This is a genomic window from Pseudomonas sp. SBB6 (assembly GCF_024213215.1).
Lineage (GTDB): Bacteria > Pseudomonadota > Gammaproteobacteria > Pseudomonadales > Pseudomonadaceae > Aquipseudomonas > Aquipseudomonas donghuensis.
Genome location: NZ_JANAVH010000011.1, coordinates 100,844 through 124,080, shown reverse-complemented (window position 1 = coordinate 124,080; position 23,237 = coordinate 100,844). Strand labels below are relative to the sequence as shown.

Sequence of the window (23,237 nt, the reverse complement as noted above, 5' to 3'; positions counted from 1 at the left end):
CGCTTACTCGGCGATCTGCAACTTGCGCGCCTCGGTGTAGACGTAGCGCACCTTCTCGTACTCGAACGGCGAGTTCAGCTGGCCATAACGGAAACTGGTGGTGTAGCGCTTGTCGACGGCGCGCAAGGCCAAGACTTCCGGGTGGTTGCTGCTGACCTCGGCGACATTGAGGAAGTTGATCCAGTTCTCGGCGCTGTAGTCCACCACCAGGCCACCGGTATCGCGCAGGTTCGAGGGGCCGAGGATTGGCAGCATCAGGTATGGGCCGTCTGGCACACCGTAGAAGCCCAGGGTCTGGCCGAAGTCCTCGCTCTGGTGCGGCAGGCCCATCTTGCTGGCCGGGTCCCACAGGCCGGCGACGCCGATGGTGGTGTTGAGCAGCAACCGCGCGGTGATTTCCATCGAGCGCTTGCCCTTGAACTGCAGCAGACTGTTGAACAGGTTCGGCACATCGCCAACGTTGCTGAAGAAGTTGCTTACGCCACTGCGCACGAAATGCGGGGTGATGTAGCGGTAGCCATTGACCACCGGCAGAAATACCCATTGGTCGAAGCGGTAGTTGAAGTGATAGATGCGCCGGTTCATCGATTCCAGCGGGTCGTAGACGTTCAGCGCCGCCAGGGTCGAGCGTTCGAATTCGCGCTGGTCCAGGCCCGGGTTGAATTTCAGTGCCTTGAGCGGCTCGGTGAAACCATCGCTATCGACGTTATTGGCTTCGATGACGCTGGCGCGCGGCGCGGTTTCTTCAACCGCCTCGGCCATGCCACAGGCCAGCAGCGCGCTAATGATCAATAGGCGTTTAACCACGGAAGAACTCCAGCATGTCGTCGCTGTTGACGCGGTAATTGAGGTTGCCGCAATGGCCGCCATGAGGGTACAGGGTCAAGCGCTCGCCAAAGGCGCTACGCAGGAAACCCAGGTCGCCAGGGCCGAGGATGACGTCGTCGGCGTTATGCATCACGGCGATTTTCGGGCTTTGCTGCAGGTAATCCTTGAGTGCGTAGAGGCTGACCTGGTCGACCAGTTGCAGCAGGCTGCCGCCGTCGGTGCGGGCGCGCCACATGGGGATCACCTGCTCGGTCAGGTAGCAGTCGAAGTCGCATTGCAGGGCCCGCTTGAAGAACGGCGTGAGGCTGCTGCCTTCGGTGATCGGGTACTTGGGCGGGATGATCAGGCCGCGGCGGTTGATCAGGTCGGAGGTAAAGGCGATATCGGCCGCCGAGAAGCGGAACGAGGTACCGATGACCATCGCCATCTGCTCATTGGACAGGTGCTGGCGTGACTGCTGGAAGTCGTAGAGCAGGGCATCGTTGAGGTCGATGTAGCCCTTCTGCTGGAAATAGCGGGTCAGCTTGTTGAGCACCAGCTCATAGAACGTCGTGCTGTTGTTGACCCCCTTGACCTCGGTCTGCACCAGCTTGTCGAGGTTGCTGATCGAGGTGTAGAGGTTGACCGGCGGGTTTAACAGCAGCACGCGCTTGAAGTTGAAGCTGCGCCGGGTCTCGTCCAGGTGGCTGACGAATGCGGCGTCCAGGGCGCCGAGGCTGTAACCGCTGAGGTAGTACTCGCTGACCGGCAGGCGCGGGTGCTGGGCGCGCACGCCCTGCATCACCCGGTACAGGTCTTCGGCATCCTCCTTGGTCACCCCGGGGGTGGCATAGCGCGAGGCGGCGGTGATGAAGTCGAAGCTGGTCGGCGACGACAGCTGCACCACGTGATAGCCGGCTTTGTAATAGAGCTTCTTCAGGTATTCGTTGATGCTGCTGGAGTAGGGCGCGCCGGTGCCGGCGATCAGAAACATCAGCGGCGCTTCGTGGTCCTGGCGGGCCAGGCGGTACTTGAGCTTTTTGACCGGCCAGAAGTTGTCCGGCAGGGTGAAGGCCCGCTCCGGACGCAGGTTCAGGCTGTAGTCGGACTGGGTGATGTCGTCGTCGCTGGGCAGTTCCGGGCGTAGCTCCGGAGGCGTCGTGGCAATGGTCGCCTCGAACGGGTTGGTCAACGGGTAGCCGTAGCTGGCGGCGTCGATGGTTTGTGCCCAAGCGCACGCACTCGAGATAAAGCCGCCCAACAGGGCAGCGAGGCGCAGAGAACGAAGCATGACGGATCCCCAAAAATACAGCGGCAAAGTGCGTTACGCAGGCTAGGACCATGATGGCCCCGGCAAAGTTGCCTGGCGCTCCGGCATTTATCGTCCCAGATGTTGCCGATGCCCATTGAGGATACGCAACATTTGGTTCCACTTATCTACAGGACAAAGTAGTTGAGGCTGGCGCTTTTGCCTTGCATAGACGCCTCGGACGATTATGCTGGGCGCCGATTTCACGTTTCTGGAGTGTCGCATGTCCCGTCGTTTACCGCTGATCGCTTTGCTGGTGTTCCTGCCTTTGTGGCTGGCGGCAAGCTATGGGCTGCGCTATGTGCTGATGGAGGACGCCCACTGGCTCGCCACCTGCGCCGATCAGGCACAACTGTGGGGCTGCCAGGCGCGCTCGGTCATGGGCTTGATGATTCACTTCAGGCTGCTGGCCTGGTCGGCCCTGGGCCTGGCGCTGCTGGCCACGCTGGTGCCGGGGCGCGCAGGTTGGCGCCTGGCGGTGGCGGCGCTGGTGTGCGGGATTCCGGCGCTGGTGTTGTATACCGCGAGCATTGCGGTGTTTGCAGTGGTGCTGGCGGGGTTGAGGCTGGTGCGGCGTTAGTTGCCTTATTCGCGGGGCAAGCCCGCTCCCACAAACAGTGTAGGAGCGGGCTTGCCCCGCGATGGCTCACTGCTGAACCCGAACCCTCAAGCTGCGCCACAACGCCGCCACCATCAGCACGCTCACCCCGGCCCAGACCAGCGCTTGCTGGTTGCTCAGCCCTTCAAGGAACAACTGCGGGGCAATGCCGCCGCCAACGATCAACGCCAGCAAGGCTGCTTCGGCCCGGCGTGCCGGTACCGGCCGCAACAGGTACACGACCGCTGGCAACAACAGTGCCGGGCTCGGGAAACTGCGATAGCGCGGGTCGAACACCAGCGCCAGCATACTCACCGCCGCGGCAAAACCTGCCGCCAGCAACCACCCTCCGGCACGTGCTTCAAGCCAGGCGAAGGCGCGCCCACGCCAACCCTGACGCTGCGACAACGCCAGCGCGCCATGGGCCAGTACCAGCAGGTTGAGGCCCGCCAGCAAGACGGCCCAGATCCACTCTCCGGCAAATCGGCTATTGATTCGCACCATTTCGCCCCATAGGCCCAGGCTGGCGGCGCCCAGTGCCGCCAGCAACGGCACCAGCAAGGCCGCGCGGGTACCGCGCACACGCCCGGCCAGCAGCAGGGTAGTGGCGAACAGCGCAACACCGACGCCCAGCCACTGCGGCCAGAACGCCAGGTTGCTCACCGGCCCTTCAAGGATGCCCTTGTCCTGGCGATCGGCGTCATACAGGCCCCAATAACCGCCTACGGCGCCTTCGCTGGCACGTTTCCACGGTTGGTCGAAGGCTTCGATCAGGTTGTACTTCCAGCCCTGCTGTTCGGCCATGGCCACGAAGCCACGGATGAAACGCGCTTCGTTGACCCGGCTGGGCAGGGCGGTTTCGCGCTGGCGGCCTTCGCTCGGCCAGCCGGTTTCGCCAATGACGATGTCCTTGGGCGCGAAGCGGTTGCCGAACACCTGGCGAATCTCGCCAACGTGCACCAGGGCATCGTCGATGCTCTTGGGATCATCTTCCCAGTAGGGCAGCAGGTGGATGGTCAGGAAGTCCACCGCCGGGGCGATCTCGGGGTGTTGCAGCCAGAACTCCCAGACATCGGCGTAGGTCACCGGCACGCTGACCTGGCTTTTTACCTGGTTGATCAGCGCCAACAGTTGCGGGCCGGTGACTTCCTTGCGCAGCAGGGTTTCGTTGCCGACGATCACCGCCTTGACCACATCCGGGTTGGCATTGGCCGAGGCGATCAGGGCCTTGACCTCCTTTTGCGAATCCACCGGGTTGGCGTTGATCCAGGCGCCGAGCATCACCTTCAGGCCATGCTTGCGGGCCAGGTCCGGGATCGCCTCAAGCCCGGTCATCGAATAGGTACGGATGCACTCGAAGCGCTGCGCCAGCAAGGCCAGGTCCGCGTCCATGCGCGCCGGGCGCAGCTGGAACGGTTGGTCGAAGGGTGATTGGTCCTTGTCGAATGGCGTGTAGGAGGCGCACTGCAGCTTGTGTGAAGCGCTGGCTGCATCCGGCAGTACCACCGGTTTGCCCAGGCCGTACCACAGGCCTCCCAGGGCAAACAGGCCCAGTAGGCAGGCGAACAGGTAGGGTAAAAGCGGGAAGCGCGCAGTCGAGGACATGGATCGGACCGTCTGGGAACAAAGCCGGCAATAGTACCTGCAAATGGCTCAGGCCAAAGCCTTGGGCGGCAAAGTTAGCCGTGGTGGATGTTGCTTGATGTCACGATCCACGTTGCTGGCGATGTGATGTCGTTTCTCGTTGCCTTGAGGTCGTTACCAGAGCAGGTCAGCAACCATGCGCGGTTGATGATGCAGCTTCCGTGACGTGACGAGGGGATGCTTGGATGAAAATGCGACGACTCCTGGGGGTGGGCACCGCCCTGGTAATGGCCATTGGCGCGGGGCAAGCGCTGGCCAAGGAAGTGAGCATCGGCTATGTCGATGGCTGGTCCGACAGTGTGGCGACCACTAACGTCGCCGCCGAAGTCATCAGGCAGAAACTCGGCTATGACGTCAAACTGCAGGCCGTGGCCACCGGCATCATGTGGCAGGGGGTGGCCACCGGCAAGCTCGACGCCATGCTCTCGGCCTGGCTGCCGGTAACCCATGGTGAATACTGGACCAAGAACAAGGACAACGTGGTCGACTACGGCCCCAACTTCAAGGATGCCAAGATCGGCCTGATCGTCCCCGAGTACGTCAAGGCCAACTCCCTGGCCGACCTCAAGGCCGATGACAGCTTCAAGAAGAAAATCGTCGGCATCGACGCAGGTTCCGGCGTGATGCTCAAGACCGACCAGGCGATCAAGGACTATGACCTGAGCGGCTACAAACTCCAGGCCAGCTCCGGCGCGGCGATGACCGCAGAGCTGGGCCGCGCCTATGCCAAGCAGCAATCGATCGCGGTGACCGGCTGGGTACCGCACTGGATGTTCGCCAAGTGGAAGCTCAAGTTCCTCGAAGACCCCAAAGGCGTGTATGGCGCCGCCGAAACCGTCAATAGCATCGGCAGCAAGGAACTGGACAAGAAAGCCCCGGAAGTGGCGGCATTCCTGAAAAACTTCCAGTGGCAGTCCAAGGATGAAATCGGCGAGGTCATGTTGGCCATTCAAGAGGGCGCTAAACCCGAGGCCGCAGCCAAGGACTGGGTAGCCAAGCACCCGGAGCGCGTAGCACAGTGGACCGGCAAATAATGGCCTAAGGCTTCTATCTGGCACCTTCCAGGGCCGCGGCAGCGAAAACGCTGTCGCGGCCCTTGTCGTTTCAGGCTGTTACCGATTCGGTAAAAGAGTTTTGCATCTAAGACTAAGGTCGTCTGGAGTGCGTCCGAAGGCAGCATAAAGTGGAGTGGGTTCTACCTAATCTGTGCTGCGAGGACAAAAACAATGAACGACAGCATTTACCTCTCGATACAAAACAGCCCGCGGTTCAAGGAGCTGGTTTCAAAACGCGAACGCTTCGCCTGGATTCTCTCGGCGATCATGCTCGGTCTCTATTCCGCCTTCATCCTGTTGATTGCCTATGGCCCGCATGTATTGGGTGCCAAGCTCAGCCCTGACTCGTCGATCACCTGGGGTATTCCCCTCGGTGTCGGTCTGATCGTCTCGGCCTTCATCCTCACGGCCATCTACGTGCGTCGCGCCAACGGCGAGTTCGACGAGATGAACAAGGCGATCCTCAAGGAGGCTCAGCAATGATCCGGCGTCTACTGGCAACCCTGGCCTTTGGCGTTTTTGCACCCGCCGTCTGGGCCGCTGACGCCCTCACCGGCGCGGTGCAGAAACAACCGTTGAACGTGTCGGCGATCGTCATGTTCGTCGCCTTCGTCGGTGCCACCCTGTGCATCACCTACTGGGCATCCAAACGTAACAAGTCCGCTTCCGACTACTACGCCGCCGGTGGACGCATCACCGGCTTTCAGAACGGTCTGGCGATTGCCGGCGACTACATGTCGGCAGCCTCTTTCCTGGGTATTTCCGCCCTGGTGTTCACCTCTGGCTACGATGGCCTGATCTACTCGATCGGCTTTCTGGTCGGCTGGCCGATCATCCTCTTCCTGATCGCCGAACGCCTGCGCAACCTGGGCAAGTACACCTTTGCCGACGTCGCTTCGTACCGTCTCGGGCAGAAGGAAATCCGCACCCTGTCGGCCTCCGGTTCGCTGGTGGTGGTGGCCTTCTACCTGATCGCGCAGATGGTTGGCGCCGGCAAGCTGATCCAGCTGTTGTTCGGCCTCGACTACCACGTTGCGGTGATTCTGGTCGGCATCCTGATGTGCATGTACGTGCTGTTCGGCGGCATGCTCGCGACTACCTGGGTGCAGATCATCAAGGCCGTGTTGCTGCTCTCCGGTGCCAGCTTCATGGCGCTGATGGTGATGAAGCACGTCAACTTCGACTTCAACGCACTGTTCTCCGAGGCGATCAAGGTTCACCCCAAAGGTGAAGCGATCATGAGCCCGGGCGGCTTGGTCAAGGATCCGATTTCGGCGTTCTCCCTCGGCCTGGCACTGATGTTCGGTACCGCCGGCCTGCCGCACATCCTGATGCGCTTCTTCACCGTCAGCGATGCCAAGGAAGCGCGCAAGAGCGTGCTGTACGCCACGGGTTTCATCGGCTACTTCTACATCCTGACCTTCATCATCGGCTTCGGCGCGATCCTGCTGGTCAGCACCAACCCGCAATTCAAGGACGTCGCTGGCGCCCTGATCGGCGGCAACAACATGGCAGCGGTACACCTGGCCAACGCGGTAGGTGGCAGCGTGTTCCTCGGCTTCATCTCGGCAGTGGCCTTCGCCACCATCCTGGCAGTGGTTGCCGGCCTGACCCTGGCCGGTGCTTCGGCGGTGTCCCACGACTTGTATGCCAGCGTGATCAAGAAGGGCAAGGCCAACGAGAAGGATGAAATCCGCGTCTCGAAGATCACCACCATCGCCCTCGCAGTGCTGGCGATCGGCCTGGGCATCCTGTTCGAAAGCCAGAACATTGCCTTCATGGTCGGCCTGGCATTCTCCATCGCCGCCAGCTGTAACTTCCCGGTACTGCTGCTGTCGATGTACTGGAAGAAACTGACCACCCGTGGCGCCATGATTGGTGGCTGGATGGGCCTGATCAGTGCCGTGGCGCTGATGATCCTCGGCCCGACCATCTGGGTGCAGATCCTCGGTCACGAGAAGGCGATCTACCCGTACGAGTACCCGGCGCTGTTCTCGATGCTCATTGCCTTTACCGGTATCTGGTTCTTCTCGATCACCGACAAGTCCAAGGCCGCCGATGATGAACGTGCGCTGTTCTTCCCGCAGTTCGTGCGCTCGCAGACTGGCCTGGGTGCCAGCGGTGCGGTGTCTCACTAAGTAGGCAAAAGGCAGCCTTTGGCTGCCTTTCCAGCTGCAAGCCACAAGCCGCAAGTTGAAGCCGTACGCGTACTGCTTTGACTTGCGGCTTGCCGCTTATGGCTTGCAGCTTTTCTATATCTTGCCAAGCAACAACAGGATCAACAGGATGATCAGCACGGTACCGATGATGCCGGACGGCCCATAGCCCCAACTTCTGGAGTGCGGAAAGACAGGTAAGCCACCGATCAACAGCAGAATCAGGATGATGATAAGTAGGGTGCCCATGGCAGTATCCTTGTTTGAGGTGAGAAGTAGGCGTTACGGTGCATTCCAGCGCTTCGGTCATGTGTTTCATGCCCGTCTGTTAATTCCGACTGCTGCCAGTGGCTAAAAGTTTTATCGCATCGCTACTCGCCACTTTCACCACTGTTTGCCCCGGCCATTCAGCATCCTGATACAGCGTGGTTGGCGGCCTTGCCTTCGCTACACTGGCCTGAACTTTCCAGAACAGTACAAGGCTGCCTGCTATGCAAAAGCGCATGATGATCACCGGTGCCGGCTCGGGGCTTGGGCGCGAAATTGCCTTGCGCTGGGCGCGCGAGGGTTGGCAATTGGCCCTGGCCGATGTCAACGAGGCCGGCCTCAAGGAAACCCTGGCGCTGGTACGCGAAACCGGCGCTGACGGCTTTGTGCAGCGCTGCGATGTGCGCGACTACTGTCAGTTGACCGCCCTGGCCCAGTCCTGTGAAGAAAAGCTCGGTGGCATCGATGTGATCGTCAACAACGCCGGGGTGGCCTCTGGCGGCTTTTTCGCCGAGCTGTCGCTGGAAGACTGGGACTGGCAGATCGCGATCAACCTGATGGGCGTGGTCAAGGGCTGCAAGGCCTTCCTGCCGCTGCTGGAGCGCAGCAAGGGCAAGATCATCAACATCGCTTCGATGGCAGCCTTGATGCAGGGCCCGGCGATGAGCAACTACAACGTCGCCAAGGCCGGGGTGCTGGCCCTGTCGGAAAGCCTGCTGATCGAGTTGCGCCAGCAGGAAGTGGCGGTGCACGTGGTGTGCCCGTCGTTCTTCCAGACCAACCTGCTCGACTCGTTCCGCGGCCCGACCCCGGCGATGAAGGCCCAGGTCGGCAAGCTGCTGGAAAGCTCGCCGATCAGCGCCGCCGATATCGCCGACTACATCCACCAGCGAGTGGCCGCCGGCGAGTTCCTGATTCTGCCCCATGAACAGGGCCGTGAAGCCTGGAAGCTCAAGCAGCGCACCCCGCAGCTGCTCTACGACGAAATGGCCAGCATGGCCGAGAAAATGCGCGCCAAGGCCCGACCGTCCCAGGCTTGAGCGTTGGCATCAGGTATTCTTGGCCATCCCTTGAACAGCCTTGAGTACCTGGTGTGATCAATTACCTGTGGTTTTTTCTCGCGGCGGTCTTCGAGATCGCCGGTTGTTATGCCATCTACCTGTGGCTGCGCCTGGGCAAGAGCGCTTGGTGGATTGCCCCGGCCCTGCTCAGCCTGTCCCTGTTCGCCCTGATCCTCACCCGGGTCGAGGCCGCTTACGCCGGGCGCGCCTATGCCGCCTATGGCGGTATCTACATTGTCACATCGTTGCTCTGGCTGGCGCTGGTCGAGCGAGCCCGGCCACTGGGCAGTGACTGGATCGGCGCGCTGCTGTGCGTGCTGGGTGCCAGCATCATCGTGCTCGGACCACGTCTGCAGACTGGCTGAAGGGTCGAAAACAACAAGAATCTGTAGGCAAAGTCGCCTACTTAGGTGGGATCTGTCTAATTAGTTGTCAGAGCATTGAAGGCGTCCGGCACCCCGTGCAGTCTCCGAACTTCCTGATTTGTGGAGGATCGGAGCATGTTGGTAATAGGCCGCGAAATAGGCGAAATCATCGCCATTGACGATCACATCAAGATCAAGGTGTTGTCGGTGGACGGCAACACGGTGCGCTTTGGCATCAGTGCCCCCCGGCACGTCGAGGTGCACCGGGCAGAGATCTACAAGCGCATTGTCGAGCAGTTGGCCAAGCAGGCGGTGGCCGGCTGAATCAGTCGAGCAGTTCCCTGGGCACGTCGTGCTTGGCCAGCAGCTGGCATTGCTGGCTGTCGAGATCAAACAGGATGAATGCCTGTTTTTTTGCCAGCGCCTGGCGTACCCGCAGCACGCGGGTTTCCAGCGGCGTGTCGTCACCGTTGTCGGTGCCGTCGCGGGTGACGAAATCCTCGATCAGGCGGGTGAGGGTTTCGGCTTCCAGTTGGTCGTAGGGAATCAGCATGAACAGGGCAGGTCTGGCGAAAAGGTATCGCCATGCTACGCGAAACCTGTCCTGGCTGTGTAGGCGCTAATGTTTGTTGCCGACCAGGCTGTCCAATCCGCACACAAGTCCTTAAGACAGAGCCGGGCCAGTCAGCTTTTAGCGTGTGGCTTGCCGCTGGCCGCTGCATTTTTACTTCTGACCAATTCACGCAACATGAAGCGATTCGGGTGGCACGCTTCGGCGACGGCGCGAGGCACTGGCAGCGGTGCGTTGTCGGCCCAGGCGGCGATCAATTCGCCAGAAAGTGGTGCGGTGATCAGCCCGCGCGAGCCATGGCCGCTGTTGATGAACAGGCCTTCGAGCCAGGGGCAGGGGCTGTCGGGGATCTGCCGGGCATCCTGGGCCAGCACGGCGTAAACCTCGTTGAACTGCGCCTGGTCGGCCAGCGGGCCGACAATCGGCAGGTAGTCGGGGCTGGTGCAGCGAAACGCGGCGCGGCCCTGCAACGTGTGCGGGTCGAGGTCATGGGCGCCCAGGCGCTGGGCCAGGTCGCTGGAGATCGCTTCGAGCAAGCCGAGGTTGCCGACATGCTCGCCAGTGGTGGGCGTCAGGTCGGTGCTGTGGAAATCGAAGCTGGCGCCGAGGGTGTGCTCGCCATTGCGCGGTGGTGCCACGTAGCCGTCGGCACAGACCACGGTGTTCAAGGCCTGGCTCTGTGCAGTAACCGGCAGGCGGGTGATCTGGCCACGAATCCGCTTGAGCGGCAGCCCGGCGCAAGGCTCGAAGCTGTGGATCTCGGCGGCGGTGGCGAGTACCACCAGCGGTGCGCAGGCCAGCAGCTTTTCACTTTCCCAGGCTTGCCACAGGCCATCGACCTTGCGCAGTTGCAGCACCTGATGATGGGGCAGCAGGGTGATGTTCGGGTGTTGCAACTGGGCCTGGCACAGCGCCGGCGGATGCACCCAGCCGCCTTCGGGGTAGAACAGCCCGCCACTGCCCAGGGCAACCCCGGCCAGCTGTTCGGCCTGCTCGCGGTCCAGGCGTTGCAGCAGTTGCGGGTTGAAGGCCTCGGCCAGTTGCTGCTGGCGTTGCTCTTCCTTGGCGTCGAACGCCAGTTGCAGCACCCCGCAGCCATCCCAATCCTGCCCGCGCTGCAGGCGTTCGAGCAGCCGCCTTGTGTAGCCGAAACCGCTGAGGATCAAGCGCGACAAGGCCGTGCCGTGAGCGGACAACTTCAGGTACAGCACCCCTTGCGGGTTGCCCGAGGCTTCCGCCGCCGGCGTCGCATGGCGCTCCAGCACCTTCACCTGCCAACCGCGGGCGGCAAGGCTGGCGGCGCTGGCGCAACCGGCCAGGCCGGCGCCGATCACCAGCGCCTGGCGCGGCCCTGGCAATGCCGGCGGGCGGGCAAACCACGGCGCGCTGGCGGGCGGCAGTGGCTGCTCGGCTGGCCGGCCGTTGAAGGTACCGCGCAGGATTTCCCATTTCTTGCCGATGCCGGGAATGCGCTTCATGGTAAAGCCCACGGCGATCAGGCCCCGGCGCACCCAGCCAGTGCTGGTGAAGGTGCCGAGGGTGGCAGTGGGCGATGACAGCCGGCTGATCTGGGCGAACAGTTCCGGGGTCCACATTTCCGGGTTCTTGGCCGGGGCAAAACCGTCGAGGAACCAGGCGTCGACCTGGGCATCGAGCTGCGGCAATTGCTCCAGCACGTCACCGATCATCAGGGTCAGGCGCACCCGGCCCTGCTCGAACACAAACGGCTGGAAGCCTTGGTGCACCGCCACGTATTGAGCCAGCAACTGGCTGCTGAACGGCGCCAGCTGCGGCCACAGAGCCAGGGCGCGGCCGAGGTCGGCGCGGGTCAGGGGGTATTTTTCGACGCTGATGAAATGCAGCCGCGCATCACGCGGGGCGCACTCGGCAAACAGCTGCCAGGCGCAGAAGAAGTTCAAGCCGGTACCGAAGCCGGTTTCACCGATCACCAGGCACTGGCCCGGCTGCAGCGCAGTGAAACGCCGGCGCAGGTCGTTCTGGTCGATGAACACATGACGGGTTTCCTCCAGGCTCTGCTCCTTGGAGAAATAGATGTCGTCGTATTGGCGCGAGTGCGGTCGGCCTTGGTCATCCCAGTCGATCTGGGCGTATTGGGTTACTTCGGTCATGTTCGGCTCAGCGTTGGCAAGAGGGCCATTTTAGCTGATCGGCGCCAGGCTGTTTGACCTGCGGCAGGCTTTGTTTTGTACCGACAAAGGTTTCGACAATCCGCTAGTCTTGCTTATCCATGTAGGGAGCCTGGTATGTTCGAATCCGCTGAAATTGGTCACGCCATCGACAAAGACACCTATGAAGCCGAGGTTCCGGCACTGCGTGAAGCGCTGCTTGAAGCCCAGTTCGAACTCAAGCAGCAGGCACGTTTTCCGGTGTTGGTGCTGATCAACGGCATCGAAGGCGCCGGCAAGGGCGAGACGGTCAAGCTGCTCAACGAATGGATGGACCCGCGCTTGATCGAGGTGCGCACCTTCGACCAGCAAACCGACGAAGAACTCGCCCGGCCACCGGCCTGGCGCTATTGGCGGGCACTGCCGGCCAAGGGGCGGATGGGCGTGTTTTTTGGCAACTGGTATAGCCAGATGCTCCAGGGGCGGGTGCATGGCCAGTTCAAGGATGCCGTGCTCGACCAGGCCATTCGTGGCGCCGAGCGCTTGGAGGAGATGCTCTGCGATGAAGGCGCGCTGATCTTCAAGTTCTGGTTCCACCTGTCCAAGAAGCAGATGAAGGCCCGGCTCAAGGCGCTCAATGACGACCCGCTGCACAGCTGGCGGATCAGCCCGCTGGACTGGCAGCAGTCGGAGACCTACGACCGTTTCGTGCGCTTTGGTGAGCGGGTGCTGCGGCAAACCAGCCGTGACTACGCGCCCTGGCACGTGATCGAAGGCGTCGATCCGCATTACCGCAGCCTGGCCGTGGGCAAGATTCTGCTCGAAGGGCTGCAGGCGGCGCTCAAGGCCAATCACGCACCGATCCACCAGGCCAACATCGCCCCGCTGGGCGAAAGCATCGACCAGCGGAGCCTGCTTGGCAGCCTCGACCTGAGCCTGCGCCTGGACAAGGACGACTACCAGGAGCAGTTGATCACCGAGCAAGCGCGCCTGGCCGGTTTGCTGCGTGACAAACGCATGCGCCGGCATGCGCTGATCGCGGTCTTCGAGGGCAATGATGCGGCGGGCAAGGGCGGTGCCATCCGCCGAGTGGCGGCGGCGCTCGACCCGCGTCAGTACCGCATCATACCGATTGCCGCGCCCACCGACGAAGAGCGCGAGCAGCCTTATTTATGGCGCTTCTGGCGGCACATTCCGGCGCGCGGCAAGTTCACCGTGTTCGATCGCTCCTGGTATGGCCGGGTGCTGGTCGAGCGGGTCGAAGGCTTTTGCAGCCAGGCTGACTGGATGCGCGCCTATGGCGAGATCAACGACTTTGAAGAACAACTGAGCAATGCCGGGGTCGTGCTGGTCAAGTTCTGGCTGTCGATTGACGAGCAGACCCAGCTCGAGCGCTTCCAGGAACGGGAGCAGATCCCGTTCAAGCGCTTCAAGATCACCGAGGAAGACTGGCGCAACCGCGATAAATGGGGGCAGTACGCGAAGGCGGTGGGCGACATGGTTGATCGCACCAGCACCGAGATCGCGCCCTGGACCCTGGTCGAGGCCAATGACAAGCGCTGGGCGCGGGTCAAGGTTTTGCGCACCATCAATGAGGCGTTGGAGGCGGCGTTCAAGAAGGACAAGAAATAGGACCTCATCGCTGGCAAGCCAGCTCCCACAGAAATGGTGCAAACCTGGCCTTGTGGGAGCCGGCCTTGCCGGCGATGGGGCGCGTAGCGGCCCCAGCAGGAACTCAGGGAATGAAGTACTGAATTCTTTTCCACAATCGCGCCTGTCTCCCCATCAGCCCACCCCGTAGAATCCGGTTTCCCCCCACCACAGGGCTATCGAGGCTGGTTATGCATATTTCTTCCGGACGCTGGGTTTACGGTCTGTCCTTGTCGCTACTGACCGCCGTGCTCTGGGGCATCCTGCCGATCAAGCTCAAACAGGTGCTGCAGGTGATGGACCCGATCACCGTGACCTGGTTTCGCCTGCTGGTTTCCGGTGGTCTGCTGCTGGCCTGGCTGGCGGCGAGCAAGCGCCTGCCCTCGTTCAACAACCTCGGGCGCAAGGGCTGGGGCCTGGTGTTGCTGGCCACCTGCGGCCTGGTCGGCAACTATGTCCTGTACCTGGTCGGGCTCAAATTGCTCAGCCCCGGCACTGCGCAACTGGTGGTGCAGATGGGGCCGGTGCTGTTGCTGGTGGCCAGTGTGTTCCTGTTCAAGGAGCGATTCAGCCTGGGGCAGGGCATGGGCCTGGCGATCCTGCTGGTGGGCTTTGGCCTGTTTTTCAATCAGCGCCTGGATGAGCTGTTGAGCTCCTTGAGTGTCTATACCACCGGTGTGCTGACCATTCTGCTGGCGACCACCATCTGGGTGTTCTATGCCCTGAGCCAGAAGCAACTGCTGACGGTGTGGAATTCACTGCAGGTGATGATGGTGATCTACCTGTGCTGTGCGGCGCTGCTGACGCCCTGGGTGCATCCGCTCGAAGCCCTGCAATTGAGCCCGCTGCAAGGCTGGCTGTTGCTCGCTTGCTGCCTGAACACCCTGGTGGCCTATGGCGCCTTTGCCGAAGCCCTGGCGCACTGGGAAGCCTCCAAGGTCAGCGCGACCCTGGCGATTACGCCGTTGATCACCTTCGTCGCCGTGGCCCTGGCGGCCTGGTTCTGGCCCGATTACGTGCACGCCGAGCAGATCAACACGCTGGGCTACATCGGTGCGCTGGTGGTGGTGCTGGGCTCGGCACTGACCGCCCTGGGCCCGTCGATCATGGCCGGCTGGCGGGCCAGGCGCGTACGCCTGGCCCGGTGACTCAGCCTTTGTCGCCCGGTTCGAGCATTCTTTCCGGGCGTACCCACTGGTCGAACTGCTCGTTGGTCAGGTAGCCCAGGGTCAGCGCCGCCGCGCGCAGGGTGGTGCCTTCGCTGTAGGCCTTCTTGGCGATTTCCGCCGCCTTGTCGTAGCCGATGTGCGGGTTGAGCGCGGTCACCAGCATCAGCCCGCGCTCCAGGTGCGCGGCCATCTGTTCGGTATCCGGTTCGATACCGGCAATGCAGTGCTGCTGGAAGTTGCTGCAACCGTCAGCCAGCAGGTCGATGGACTGCAGCAGGTTGTGGATGATCACCGGCTTGAACACGTTCAACTGCAAGTGCCCTTGGCTTGCGGCAAAGCCGATCGCGGTGTCATTGCCCAATACCTGGCAGACCAGCATCGACAGGGCCTCGCATTGGGTCGGGTTGACCTTGCCGGGCATGATCGAGCTGCCCGGCTCGTTGGCCGGCAGGCGCACTTCGGCAATGCCGCCGCGCGGGCCGGAGCCGAGCAGGCGCAGGTCGTTGGCCAGCTTCATCAGCGCCACGGCGAGGGTTTTCAGGCCGCCGGCGAGGGTGGTCAACGGTTCATGGCCGGCCAGGGCGGCGAACTTGTTCGGCGCGGTAACAAAAGGCAGGCCGCAAAGGGCGGCAAGCTCGGCGGCAATGGCTTCGGCAAACCCGTGCGGGGCATTCAGCCCGGTGCCCACGGCAGTGCCGCCCTGGGCCAGCTCGCACACCGCTGGCAGGGCCGAGCGAATGGCGCGTTGGGCGTAATCGAGCTGGGCGACATAGGCCGAGAGTTCCTGGCCGAAGGTGATCGGCGTGGCGTCCATCATGTGGGTACGGCCGGTCTTCACCAGATGCTGATGGCGCGCTGCCAGTTCCGCCAGCCCCGACGACAATTCGCCAATCGCTGGCAGCAGCTTGTGCTGCACCGCCTGGGCGGCGGCGATGTGCATGGCGGTGGGGAAGCAGTCGTTGGAGCTCTGCGAACGGTTGACGTGATCGTTGGGGTGGACTGGCGCTTTGCCGCCTCGGCCCTTGCCCGCCAGTTCGTTGGCCCGACCGGCTATCACTTCGTTGACGTTCATGTTGCTCTGGGTGCCACTGCCGGTCTGCCAGACGACGAGTGGAAACTGGTCATCCAACTGGCCGTCGAGCACCTCGTCGGCGGCCTGTTCGATCAGCCGGGCGATGTCCGCCGGAAGGTCTCCGTTGCGGTTGTTGACCCGTGCTGCGGCTTTTTTGATCAGTGCCAGGGCATGCAAGACCGCCAGCGGCATGCGCTCCTTGCCGATGGCAAAATTGATCAGCGAGCGTTGCGTCTGGGCACCCCAGTAGGCCTGGTCAGGAACTTCGACCTGCCCCAGGCTGTCAGTTTCGATACGGCTCATGCTGCGCTCACTCCCTTGTGGTCTGAATTCGCAGTTTAGGTCCTTATTCGACATCGCGGTTCCATCGCGCGTCGATCCACTTGAGCACTGTGCCACTGTCGGCGCAGAATGCTCTACTCTGGGGTACTACCTCCTCTGTCTACTTGAAGGAATTCCGATGACCCGTCTTCGCGCCCTCTGCACTGCTGTAGCGCTGGTCTGCGCCAGCGGCCAGGTGCTTGCAGATACCGCCAGCCACAACGCCAGTGCTGAAAAATTCCTCATGATGGCGCATGCCGACAAGCTCGGTACTCCGGTCTACATGCAGGTGCAGCAGATGTTTGCCCAGCGTTTCGAGCAGACCAAGGCACCCGCCTCGAAGAAGTCCGTGCTCGATAGCTACCAGGCCAAAGCCAACGCCGCCCTGGACCAGGCCATTGGCTGGAACAAGCTCAAGCCGGACATGGTCAAGCTCTACACCAGCACCTTCACCGAAAGCGAACTCAAGGACCTGGTAGCGTTCTACCAGTCGCCGCTGGGCAAGAAAGTCCTGGAAAAGATGCCGCAGGTGACCCAGCAATCGGCCCAGCTGACCCAGCAGAAACTGGAAAGCGCGGTACCGGTGGTCAACAAGCTGCTGGCTGACATGACCAATGAACTCGATCCGAACGCCGGCAAGGCCGCGCCGACCAAGAAGTAACGAGCGGAGCCTGACATGACCATGCAGCAAAAAATCGAGCAGAGCCTGCAGGTGCTGGCACCCCAGCACCTTGAGGTGCTCGATGAAAGCCACATGCACAGCCGTGGGCAGCAGACCCACTACAAGGCGGTGCTGGTGAGCGAGCAGTTCGAAGGCCTGAACAGTGTCAAGCGTCACCAGAAGGTCTACGCCACCCTCGGTGAACTGATGAGCCAGTTCCATGCCCTGGCACTGCACACCTACACACCGCAGGAATGGCAGAAAATCGGCGTCGCCCCGGCCTCGCCGACCTGTGCCGGTGGCAGCAAGCACTGATTTCCTCGTCAGGTTTTTGCTAGAATGCTCAACGCGCCGCTTGTCGGCGCGTTTTTATTTGGCATCCGGTCCGCCCTTTGCGAGGGCGACCACCTGGAGAAGTTACTGCATGTCCCAAGCTATCGTCGTCGCGGCGCTGTACAAATTCGTCACCCTGAAAGATTACGTCGAGCTGCGCGAGCCGCTGCTCGAGAGCATGATGGCCAATGGCATCAAGGGCACCTTGTTGCTGGCCGAGGAAGGTATCAACGGCACCGTCTCCGGTACCCGTGAAGGCATCGACGGCCTGCTGGCCTGGCTGCGCAGCGATGCGCGCCTGGTGGATATCGACCACAAGGAATCCTACTGCGACGAACAGCCGTTCTACCGCACCAAGGTCAAGCTCAAGAAAGAGATCGTCACCCTCGGCGTGCCGGGCGTGGACCCGAACTACAAGGTCGGCACCTACGTCGAGCCCCAGGACTGGAACGCGCTGATCAGCGACCCTGAAGTGCTGCTGATCGATACCCGCAACGACTACGAAGTGGCGATCGGCACCTTCGACGGCGCGATCGACCCCAAGACCACCACCTTCCGCGAGTTCCCCGAGTACATCAAGGCCAACTTCGACCCGGCCAAACACAAGAAAGTGGCGATGTTCTGCACTGGCGGCATCCGCTGCGAGAAAGCCTCCAGCTATATGCTCGGCGAGGGTTTTGAAGAGGTCTATCATCTTAAAGGCGGGATCCTCAAATACCTCGAAGAGGTGCCACAGGATCAAAGCCGCTGGCAGGGCGACTGCTTCGTGTTCGACAACCGGGTCACCGTGCGTCACGACCTGACCGAGGGCGATTACGACCAGTGCCATGCCTGCCGCACCCCGATCAGCGTGGAAGACCGTGCGTCCGAGCACTTCTCGCCAGGCATCAGTTGCCCGCATTGCTGGGACAGCCTGAGCGAAAAGACCCGACGCAGTGCCATTGACCGGCAGAAGCAGATCGAGCTGGCCAAGGCGCGCAATCAGCCTCACCCGATCGGTCACAACTACCGCAAAGCTGCCGAGGCCTGATTGATGTCCGCACGCCTGCTTTATGTGATGGACCCGATGTGCTCCTGGTGCTGGGGCTTTGCCCCTGTCGCCGAGGCCCTGATCGCCCAGGCGCGGGCAGCAGGCGTACCGACCCAGGTCGTGCTGGGTGGCCTGCGTTCCGGCAGCCGGGCGCTGGATGCCTCGACGCGCGGTTACATCCTCGATCACTGGCAGGCGGTGCACGACGCCACCGGGCAGGACTTTCAGTTCGAAGGTGCGCTGCCTGACGGTTTTGTCTACGACACCGAGCCTGCCTGCCGGGCCCTGGTCACCGCGCGCAGCCTTGACCCGCAGCATGTCGGCACGTTGCTCAAGCTGATCCAGCAAGCGTTCTACCTGCGTGGCGAAGACGTCACCCGCGCGCCTTTGCTGGTGGAACTGGCCGAGCAGGCCGGTTACGAGCGCGCAGCCTTTGCCGAGGCCTTTACCAGTGCCGAACAACGCTCGGCCACGGCGGCGGACTTCACCTGGGTCCAGGACCTGGGCATCGCCGGCTTCCCGACCCTGCTGGCCGAACGCAATGGCCAGCTGGCCTTGCTGACCAACGGCTACCAGGCCCTCGAATCCCTCGAACCGCTGCTCGGCCGCTGGCTGAAGCAGGCCGCCTGTGCTTGACCTGCCGGGTTCACCCGACCCGGTACCAGGGCCAGGCCCTGTGCATGCTGATCGCTTGAGCTGGACAGAAATCCGCCGCCTGGCCCTGCGGCATAAAAAAGCCCTGTGGATCGCCAATGGCGTGGCCGTGCTGGCAGCGCTGTGCAGTGTGCCGATCCCCTTGCTGCTGCCGTTGCTGGTCGATGAAGTGCTGCTGGGGCATGGCGATGCCGCGCTGAAGTGGATGAACCAGTTCCTCCCCGGCAACTGGCAGGTTGCCGCTGGCTACATCGGCCTGATGCTGCTGTTCACCCTGACCCTGCGCTGCGCCGCCTTGGCCTTCAATGTGGTGCAGGCCAAGCTGTTTGCGGGCCTGGCCAAGGACATCGTCTACCGCTTGCGTATTCGTCTGATCGAGCGCCTCAAGCGCATCTCCCTCAGCGAATACGAGAGCCTGGGTAGCGGTACCGTGACCACCCACCTGGTCACCGACCTCGATACCCTCGACAAGTTTGTCGGCGAAACCCTCAGTCGCTTCCTGGTGGCCATGCTGACCCTGACCGGCACCGCCGCCATCCTGATGTGGATGCACTGGAAGCTGGCGCTGCTGATCCTGTTGTTCAACCCGTTGGTGATCTTTGCCACGGTGCAGTTGGGCAAGCGGGTCAAGCACCTGAAAAAACTTGAGAATGACAGTACCTCGCGCTTCACCCAGGCGCTGACCGAAACCCTCGACGCGATCCAGGAAATCCGCGCCAGCAACCGTCAGGGCTATTTCCTCGGCCGCCTTGGCCTGCGCGCCCAGGAGGTACGCAACTACGCTGTCGCCTCGCAATGGAAAAGCGATGCCAGCGGGCGTGCCAGCGGCTTGCTGTTCCAGTTCGGTATCGATATTTTCCGCGCCGCGGCGATGCTCACGGTGCTGTTCTCCGATTTGTCGATCGGGCAGATGCTGGCGGTGTTCAGCTACCTGTGGTTCATGATCGGCCCGGTCGAACAACTGCTGAACCTGCAGTACGCCTATTACGCCGCCGGTGGCGCCCTGAGCCGGCTCAACGAACTGCTGGCGCGTGCCGACGAGCCGCATTATCCCGGTGGCGTCGACCCGTTCAAGGGGCGCGACACCGTTGGCATCGAAGTGCAGGGGTTGCGCTTTGCCTACAACGACGAGCCGGTGCTCGATCAGCTCAACCTGTCGATCGCCCCGGGCGAGAAGGTCGCCATCGTCGGTGCCAGTGGCGGCGGCAAGAGCACCCTGGTGCAATTGCTGCTGGGCCTGTACAGCGCCCAGGCCGGGACCATCCGCTTTGGTGGCTCGACCCTGCAGGAGATCGGCCTGGAAACCCTGCGCGAGCATGTGGCGGTGGTGCTGCAGCACCCGTCACTGTTCAACGACACGGTGCGCGCCAACCTGACCATGGGGCGCGACTGCAGCGATGATGCCTGCTGGCAGGCGCTGAACATCGCCCAGCTCGACACCACCATTGCCGCCTTGCCGCAAGGCCTGGACAGCGTGGTTGGCCGCTCTGGCGTGCGCTTGTCCGGCGGCCAGCGCCAGCGCCTGGCGATTGCGCGGATGGTGCTGGCCGAGCCCAAGGTGGTGATCCTCGACGAGGCCACCTCGGCCCTGGATGCGGCCACCGAATACAACCTGCACCAGGCCCTGACTCGTTTTCTCAGTGCCCGCACCACCCTGATCATTGCCCACCGCCTCTCGGCGGTGAAGCAGGCTGATCGGGTGCTGGTGTTCGACGGCGGCCATGTCGCCGAGGACGGCGATCACCAGCAATTGATCGCCGAAGGTGGCTTGTACGCCAAGCTGTACGGCCATTTGCAACAGAGTTAGGGCAAATTGCTGTGCAAGTGAGAAAAGCTCTCCAGTATTAATGGCAAATAGCCTAGGCTGTGCTTTTGTAGGTGAGATTCATCCGGCTCTGTTGCAAGGGACCTCATGAAGCGAAAACGGACTCTCGAAGCGCCAAAGTTGTTGGGTATTATCTGGCCATTTGTTGCTGTTGTGCTGTTTCAGGCCTTGCTCGGGAGCATCAGCCTGTACGCGCTGTCGGCAGTGCGTGGTTATGTGGCGGGGGAGAGCTTGTGGTCCAAGGGCCAGAAAGACGCTATCTATTACCTCAACCTGTACGCTGACAGCCGCGACGAGGCGGTTTTCAAAAAGTATCGCAAGGCGATTGCCGTGCCCCAGGGCGGCCATGACCTGCGCGTGGCCCTCGACCTGCCGAGCCCGGATATCGACGCCGCGCGCCGTGGCATTCTCCAGGGCGGCAACCATCCCGACGACGTTTCCAGTGTGATCTGGCTGTACCTGAACTTTCACCAGGTCAGCTATATGCAGAAGGCCATCGAGCTGTGGGCGGTCGGTGATGGATTTCTGCGCGAGCTGGATGAAGTGGCCGAGCAGATGCACAGCGGTTTTCGTGCAGGCCGGGCCGATGCCCGTAGTGTCGCGGGCTGGAAGGCGCAGATTGCTGCGATCAACGATGCCGTGACCCCGGCCGCGCGGGCTTTCAGCGACGCCCTGGGCGAAGGCTCGCGAATGTTGCTGCGGGTATTGCTGGTCACCAACCTTGCCACAGCGTTGTTCCTGATTGCTCTGGCCTGGATGCGCTCGAGCAAGCTGCTGGCCCAGCGCCAGGCCTTTGCCAATGCCCTGGAAGTGGAGAAGGAGCGGGCGCAGATCACCCTCGAATCAATCGGCGATGGCGTCATCACCACCGATGTCGAAGGCTGTATCGCCTACATGAACCCCGCGGCCGAACAGCTGACCCACTGGCATGCGGCCCAGGCCCAGGGTTTGCCCCTGGCGGCGCTGTTCAGCCTGCTGGACGAGAATGCCGAAAAAGACAGCCTGACCCTGGTCGAGCGCGTGCTTGAGGGTGGGCTCAAGGGCGGCAGCGAACACATCAAACTGATCCAGCGTCTGGACGGCAGCACCGTGTCGGTCACCCTGGTGGGCGCGCCGATCATGGCTGAGGGCAAGGTCAGTGGCATCGTCCTGGTGCTTCACGACATGACCCAGGAGCGTCAGTACATCGCCAACCTGTCCTGGCAGGCGACCCACGATGCCCTGACGGGCCTGGCCAATCGCCGCGAGTTCGAATACCGCCTGGAACTGGCGCTCAATGCGCTGGCACGCAAACCGGCGCGCCATTCCTTGATGTTCCTTGACCTGGACCAGTTCAAGCTGGTCAACGACACCTGTGGCCATGCTGCCGGGGACGAGCTTCTGCGCCATATCTGCGCCGTGTTGCAGGCCGGTCTGCGCGAAGGCGATACCCTGGCGCGGCTGGGCGGCGACGAGTTCGGCATCCTGCTGGAGAACTGCCCTCAGGAGCAGGCTGAACGCATTGCCGAGAGCTTGCGCCAGGCGGTGCAGAGCCTGCACTTCGTGTGGAAGGGGCGGCCGTTCATGACCACCGTGAGCCTGGGGCTGGTGCATATCGCCCAAGGGCCGACCACCCTGGAAGCCTCGCTGCGGGCAGCCGACATGGCGTGCTACATGGCCAAGGAAAAGGGCCGCAACCGCGTGCAGGTGTACCACGCCGACGACAGTGAGCTGTCCATGCGTTTTGGCGAGATGGCCTGGATCCAGCGCCTGCACGTGGCTCTGGAAGAGAACCGCTTCTGCCTCTATGCCCAGGAAATTGCCGCCCTGGGGCCCCATGAAGGTGTCGGGCATATCGAGATCCTCCTGCGCCTGCACGACGAGAGTGGCCGCATCATCCTCCCTGACAGCTTCATTCCCGCCGCCGAGCGCTATGGCCTGATGACCGCGCTGGACCGTTGGGTGGTGCGCAGTGTGTTCAAGGTCATCCGCCAGTGCCTGGACGAGCAGCGCGACGGCCCATTGGCCATGTGCGCGATCAACCTGTCGGGCAGCAGTATCGGTGACGACAAGTTTCTTGAGTACCTGCAGCGGCTGTTTGACGAGTTCGCCATTCCGCCGCACATGATTTGTTTCGAAATCACTGAAACCAGCGCTATCGCCAACCTGGGCAGTGCCATCCGCTTTATCAACGAGCTCAAGGGGCTAGGTTGCCGGTTCTCGCTGGATGACTTCTGCGCCGGTATGTCGTCGTTCGCCTATTTGAAGCATTTGCCTGTAGACTTCCTGAAAATCGACGGAAGTTTTGTCAAGGACATGCTCGATGACCCGATCAACCGGGCCATGGTCGAGGTGATCAACCACATTGGTCACGTGATGGGTAAGCGCACCATCGCCGAGTTTGTCGAAACCCCGTTGATCGAGCAGGCCCTGCAGGAGATTGGCGTCGACTACGCCCAGGGATACCTGATCGAGCGGCCACAGGTGTTCACCTGTGACAGCTTGCAGCGCAAACGGATTGCTGCAAGGCCCCTGTTGTTCAAGGCGCCGGGGACCTTTCGCTGAGATCCACCGAAAATCACAA

At 62.1% G+C, this 23,237-nt stretch carries 22 protein-coding genes; 15 read left to right on the top strand and 7 right to left on the bottom strand.

The window, feature by feature from the left end:
* Positions 1-3: 3 nt before the first annotated feature.
* Together NLX68_RS20445 and NLX68_RS20440 are read right to left on the bottom strand one after the other, a co-directional pair.
* Positions 4-807: a VacJ family lipoprotein gene (locus NLX68_RS20445; RefSeq protein WP_254285563.1), complete on the bottom strand. Its 804-nt coding sequence runs from the start codon at positions 805-807 to the stop codon at positions 4-6.
* On the bottom strand, positions 800-2,098 hold the full coding sequence (locus NLX68_RS20440; RefSeq protein WP_254285562.1) for a serine/threonine protein kinase: 1,299 nt from the start codon (positions 2,096-2,098) through the stop codon (positions 800-802). The genes NLX68_RS20445 and NLX68_RS20440 overlap by 8 nt, the downstream gene beginning before the upstream one ends.
* A 241-nt stretch (positions 2,099-2,339) precedes the next feature.
* Between NLX68_RS20440 and NLX68_RS20435 the strand changes: the two genes are divergently transcribed.
* Entirely contained in the window at positions 2,340-2,696 is a 357-nt protein-coding gene (locus NLX68_RS20435; protein WP_254285561.1) for a hypothetical protein, read from the top strand.
* Between the two features lie 66 nt (positions 2,697-2,762).
* On the opposite strand, the gene NLX68_RS20430 is transcribed toward NLX68_RS20435, so the two are convergent.
* Positions 2,763-4,319, bottom strand: coding sequence for a beta (1-6) glucans synthase (locus NLX68_RS20430; RefSeq protein ID WP_254285560.1), 1,557 nt, complete (start codon positions 4,317-4,319; stop codon positions 2,763-2,765).
* Positions 4,320-4,543: 224 nt separating this feature from the next.
* Between NLX68_RS20430 and NLX68_RS20425 the strand changes: the two genes are divergently transcribed.
* The 3 genes from NLX68_RS20425 to NLX68_RS20415 all read left to right on the top strand — a co-directional run bounded on the left by NLX68_RS20425 (position 4,544) and on the right by NLX68_RS20415 (position 7,551).
* Complete coding sequence (locus NLX68_RS20425) at positions 4,544-5,392, top strand: glycine betaine ABC transporter substrate-binding protein (protein WP_010224175.1); 849 nt, start codon at positions 4,544-4,546, stop codon at positions 5,390-5,392.
* 192 nt (positions 5,393-5,584) lie between these two features.
* Positions 5,585-5,896 carry a DUF485 domain-containing protein gene (locus tag NLX68_RS20420; RefSeq protein WP_010224173.1) on the top strand — a complete coding sequence of 104 codons (312 nt, stop codon included), beginning with the start codon at positions 5,585-5,587 and terminating at the stop codon, positions 5,894-5,896.
* Positions 5,893-7,551: a cation acetate symporter gene (locus tag NLX68_RS20415; protein WP_254285559.1), complete on the top strand. Its 1,659-nt coding sequence runs from the start codon at positions 5,893-5,895 to the stop codon at positions 7,549-7,551. Before NLX68_RS20420 ends, NLX68_RS20415 begins: the two co-directional genes overlap by 4 nt.
* 114 nt (positions 7,552-7,665) lie before the next feature.
* Here the strand turns inward: NLX68_RS20415 and NLX68_RS20410 are convergent, their stop codons facing one another.
* Complete coding sequence (locus NLX68_RS20410) at positions 7,666-7,818, bottom strand: DUF3309 family protein (RefSeq protein WP_116548768.1); 153 nt, start codon at positions 7,816-7,818, stop codon at positions 7,666-7,668.
* Positions 7,819-8,060: 242 nt separating this feature from the next.
* Between NLX68_RS20410 and NLX68_RS20405 the strand changes: the two genes are divergently transcribed.
* From NLX68_RS20405 to csrA, 3 genes are all read left to right on the top strand, one after another.
* The gene (locus NLX68_RS20405) at positions 8,061-8,876 is read left to right on the top strand and encodes an SDR family oxidoreductase (protein ID WP_254285558.1); all 816 of its coding nucleotides are present in this window, start codon (positions 8,061-8,063) and stop codon (positions 8,874-8,876) included.
* Positions 8,877-8,929: 53 nt separating this feature from the next.
* The gene (locus tag NLX68_RS20400; RefSeq protein ID WP_254285557.1) at positions 8,930-9,262 is read left to right on the top strand and encodes a YnfA family protein; all 333 of its coding nucleotides are present in this window, start codon (positions 8,930-8,932) and stop codon (positions 9,260-9,262) included.
* Positions 9,263-9,397: 135 nt separating this feature from the next.
* Positions 9,398-9,586 (top strand): carbon storage regulator CsrA, encoded by a 189-nt coding sequence (gene csrA, locus NLX68_RS20395; RefSeq protein WP_010224165.1) that lies wholly within the window; start codon positions 9,398-9,400, stop codon positions 9,584-9,586.
* Between the two features lies 1 nt (position 9,587).
* Here the strand turns inward: csrA and NLX68_RS20390 are convergent, their stop codons facing one another.
* Together NLX68_RS20390 and mnmC are read right to left on the bottom strand one after the other, a co-directional pair.
* Positions 9,588-9,815: a YheU family protein gene (locus NLX68_RS20390; RefSeq protein ID WP_010224164.1), complete on the bottom strand. Its 228-nt coding sequence runs from the start codon at positions 9,813-9,815 to the stop codon at positions 9,588-9,590.
* A gap of 131 nt (positions 9,816-9,946) precedes the next feature.
* Positions 9,947-11,962, bottom strand: a complete 2,016-nt coding sequence (mnmC, locus tag NLX68_RS20385; RefSeq protein ID WP_254285556.1) for a bifunctional tRNA (5-methylaminomethyl-2-thiouridine)(34)-methyltransferase MnmD/FAD-dependent 5-carboxymethylaminomethyl-2-thiouridine(34) oxidoreductase MnmC — start codon at positions 11,960-11,962, stop codon at positions 9,947-9,949.
* A gap of 135 nt (positions 11,963-12,097) precedes the next feature.
* On the opposite strand from mnmC, the gene pap reads away from it, so the two are divergent.
* Together pap and NLX68_RS20375 are read left to right on the top strand one after the other, a co-directional pair.
* On the top strand, positions 12,098-13,591 hold the full coding sequence (gene pap / locus NLX68_RS20380) for a polyphosphate:AMP phosphotransferase (RefSeq protein WP_254285555.1): 1,494 nt from the start codon (positions 12,098-12,100) through the stop codon (positions 13,589-13,591).
* Positions 13,592-13,800: 209 nt separating this feature from the next.
* Positions 13,801-14,757 carry a DMT family transporter gene (locus NLX68_RS20375; RefSeq protein WP_254285554.1) on the top strand — a complete coding sequence of 319 codons (957 nt, stop codon included), beginning with the start codon at positions 13,801-13,803 and terminating at the stop codon, positions 14,755-14,757.
* A 1-nt stretch (position 14,758) separates the two neighbouring features.
* On the opposite strand, the gene NLX68_RS20370 is transcribed toward NLX68_RS20375, so the two are convergent.
* Positions 14,759-16,153, bottom strand: a complete 1,395-nt coding sequence (locus tag NLX68_RS20370; RefSeq protein WP_254285553.1) for a class II fumarate hydratase — start codon at positions 16,151-16,153, stop codon at positions 14,759-14,761.
* Between the two features lie 157 nt (positions 16,154-16,310).
* Between NLX68_RS20370 and NLX68_RS20365 the strand changes: the two genes are divergently transcribed.
* The 6 genes from NLX68_RS20365 to NLX68_RS20340 all read left to right on the top strand — a co-directional run bounded on the left by NLX68_RS20365 (position 16,311) and on the right by NLX68_RS20340 (position 23,218).
* Positions 16,311-16,832, top strand: coding sequence for a DUF2059 domain-containing protein (locus tag NLX68_RS20365; protein ID WP_254285552.1), 522 nt, complete (start codon positions 16,311-16,313; stop codon positions 16,830-16,832).
* Positions 16,833-16,847: 15 nt separating this feature from the next.
* On the top strand, positions 16,848-17,147 hold the full coding sequence (locus tag NLX68_RS20360; protein WP_254285551.1) for a BolA family transcriptional regulator: 300 nt from the start codon (positions 16,848-16,850) through the stop codon (positions 17,145-17,147).
* Positions 17,148-17,256: 109 nt separating this feature from the next.
* On the top strand, positions 17,257-18,195 hold the full coding sequence (locus NLX68_RS20355) for a rhodanese-related sulfurtransferase (protein WP_254285550.1): 939 nt from the start codon (positions 17,257-17,259) through the stop codon (positions 18,193-18,195).
* A gap of 3 nt (positions 18,196-18,198) precedes the next feature.
* Positions 18,199-18,831 (top strand): DsbA family protein, encoded by a 633-nt coding sequence (locus tag NLX68_RS20350; protein WP_254285549.1) that lies wholly within the window; start codon positions 18,199-18,201, stop codon positions 18,829-18,831.
* Entirely contained in the window at positions 18,824-20,656 is a 1,833-nt protein-coding gene (locus tag NLX68_RS20345) for an ABC transporter ATP-binding protein (RefSeq protein WP_254285548.1), read from the top strand. Before NLX68_RS20350 ends, NLX68_RS20345 begins: the two co-directional genes overlap by 8 nt.
* 105 nt (positions 20,657-20,761) lie before the next feature.
* Positions 20,762-23,218 carry an EAL domain-containing protein gene (locus NLX68_RS20340; protein ID WP_254285547.1) on the top strand — a complete coding sequence of 819 codons (2,457 nt, stop codon included), beginning with the start codon at positions 20,762-20,764 and terminating at the stop codon, positions 23,216-23,218.
* Positions 23,219-23,237 lie beyond the last annotated feature (19 nt).

Excerpts from the sequence above, each read along its gene's own strand:
- NLX68_RS20440 (WP_254285562.1), bottom strand. The coding sequence starts at position 2,098 with ATGCTTCGTTCTCTGCGCCTCGCTGCCCTGTTGGGCGGCTTTATCTCG.
- NLX68_RS20435 (WP_254285561.1), top strand. The coding sequence starts at position 2,340 with ATGTCCCGTCGTTTACCGCTGATCGCTTTGCTGGTGTTCCTGCCTTTG.
- NLX68_RS20430 (WP_254285560.1), bottom strand. The coding sequence starts at position 4,319 with ATGTCCTCGACTGCGCGCTTCCCGCTTTTACCCTACCTGTTCGCCTGC.
- NLX68_RS20425 (WP_010224175.1), top strand. The coding sequence starts at position 4,544 with ATGAAAATGCGACGACTCCTGGGGGTGGGCACCGCCCTGGTAATGGCC.
- NLX68_RS20420 (WP_010224173.1), top strand. The coding sequence starts at position 5,585 with ATGAACGACAGCATTTACCTCTCGATACAAAACAGCCCGCGGTTCAAG.
- NLX68_RS20415 (WP_254285559.1), top strand. The coding sequence starts at position 5,893 with ATGATCCGGCGTCTACTGGCAACCCTGGCCTTTGGCGTTTTTGCACCC.
- NLX68_RS20410 (WP_116548768.1), bottom strand. The coding sequence starts at position 7,818 with ATGGGCACCCTACTTATCATCATCCTGATTCTGCTGTTGATCGGTGGC.
- NLX68_RS20405 (WP_254285558.1), top strand. The coding sequence starts at position 8,061 with ATGCAAAAGCGCATGATGATCACCGGTGCCGGCTCGGGGCTTGGGCGC.
- csrA (WP_010224165.1), top strand. The coding sequence starts at position 9,398 with ATGTTGGTAATAGGCCGCGAAATAGGCGAAATCATCGCCATTGACGAT.
- NLX68_RS20390 (WP_010224164.1), bottom strand. The coding sequence starts at position 9,815 with ATGCTGATTCCCTACGACCAACTGGAAGCCGAAACCCTCACCCGCCTG.
- mnmC (WP_254285556.1), bottom strand. The coding sequence starts at position 11,962 with ATGACCGAAGTAACCCAATACGCCCAGATCGACTGGGATGACCAAGGC.
- pap (WP_254285555.1), top strand. The coding sequence starts at position 12,098 with ATGTTCGAATCCGCTGAAATTGGTCACGCCATCGACAAAGACACCTAT.
- NLX68_RS20375 (WP_254285554.1), top strand. The coding sequence starts at position 13,801 with ATGCATATTTCTTCCGGACGCTGGGTTTACGGTCTGTCCTTGTCGCTA.
- NLX68_RS20370 (WP_254285553.1), bottom strand. The coding sequence starts at position 16,153 with ATGAGCCGTATCGAAACTGACAGCCTGGGGCAGGTCGAAGTTCCTGAC.
- NLX68_RS20365 (WP_254285552.1), top strand. The coding sequence starts at position 16,311 with ATGACCCGTCTTCGCGCCCTCTGCACTGCTGTAGCGCTGGTCTGCGCC.
- NLX68_RS20360 (WP_254285551.1), top strand. The coding sequence starts at position 16,848 with ATGACCATGCAGCAAAAAATCGAGCAGAGCCTGCAGGTGCTGGCACCC.
- NLX68_RS20355 (WP_254285550.1), top strand. The coding sequence starts at position 17,257 with ATGTCCCAAGCTATCGTCGTCGCGGCGCTGTACAAATTCGTCACCCTG.
- NLX68_RS20350 (WP_254285549.1), top strand. The coding sequence starts at position 18,199 with ATGTCCGCACGCCTGCTTTATGTGATGGACCCGATGTGCTCCTGGTGC.
- NLX68_RS20340 (WP_254285547.1), top strand. The coding sequence starts at position 20,762 with ATGAAGCGAAAACGGACTCTCGAAGCGCCAAAGTTGTTGGGTATTATC.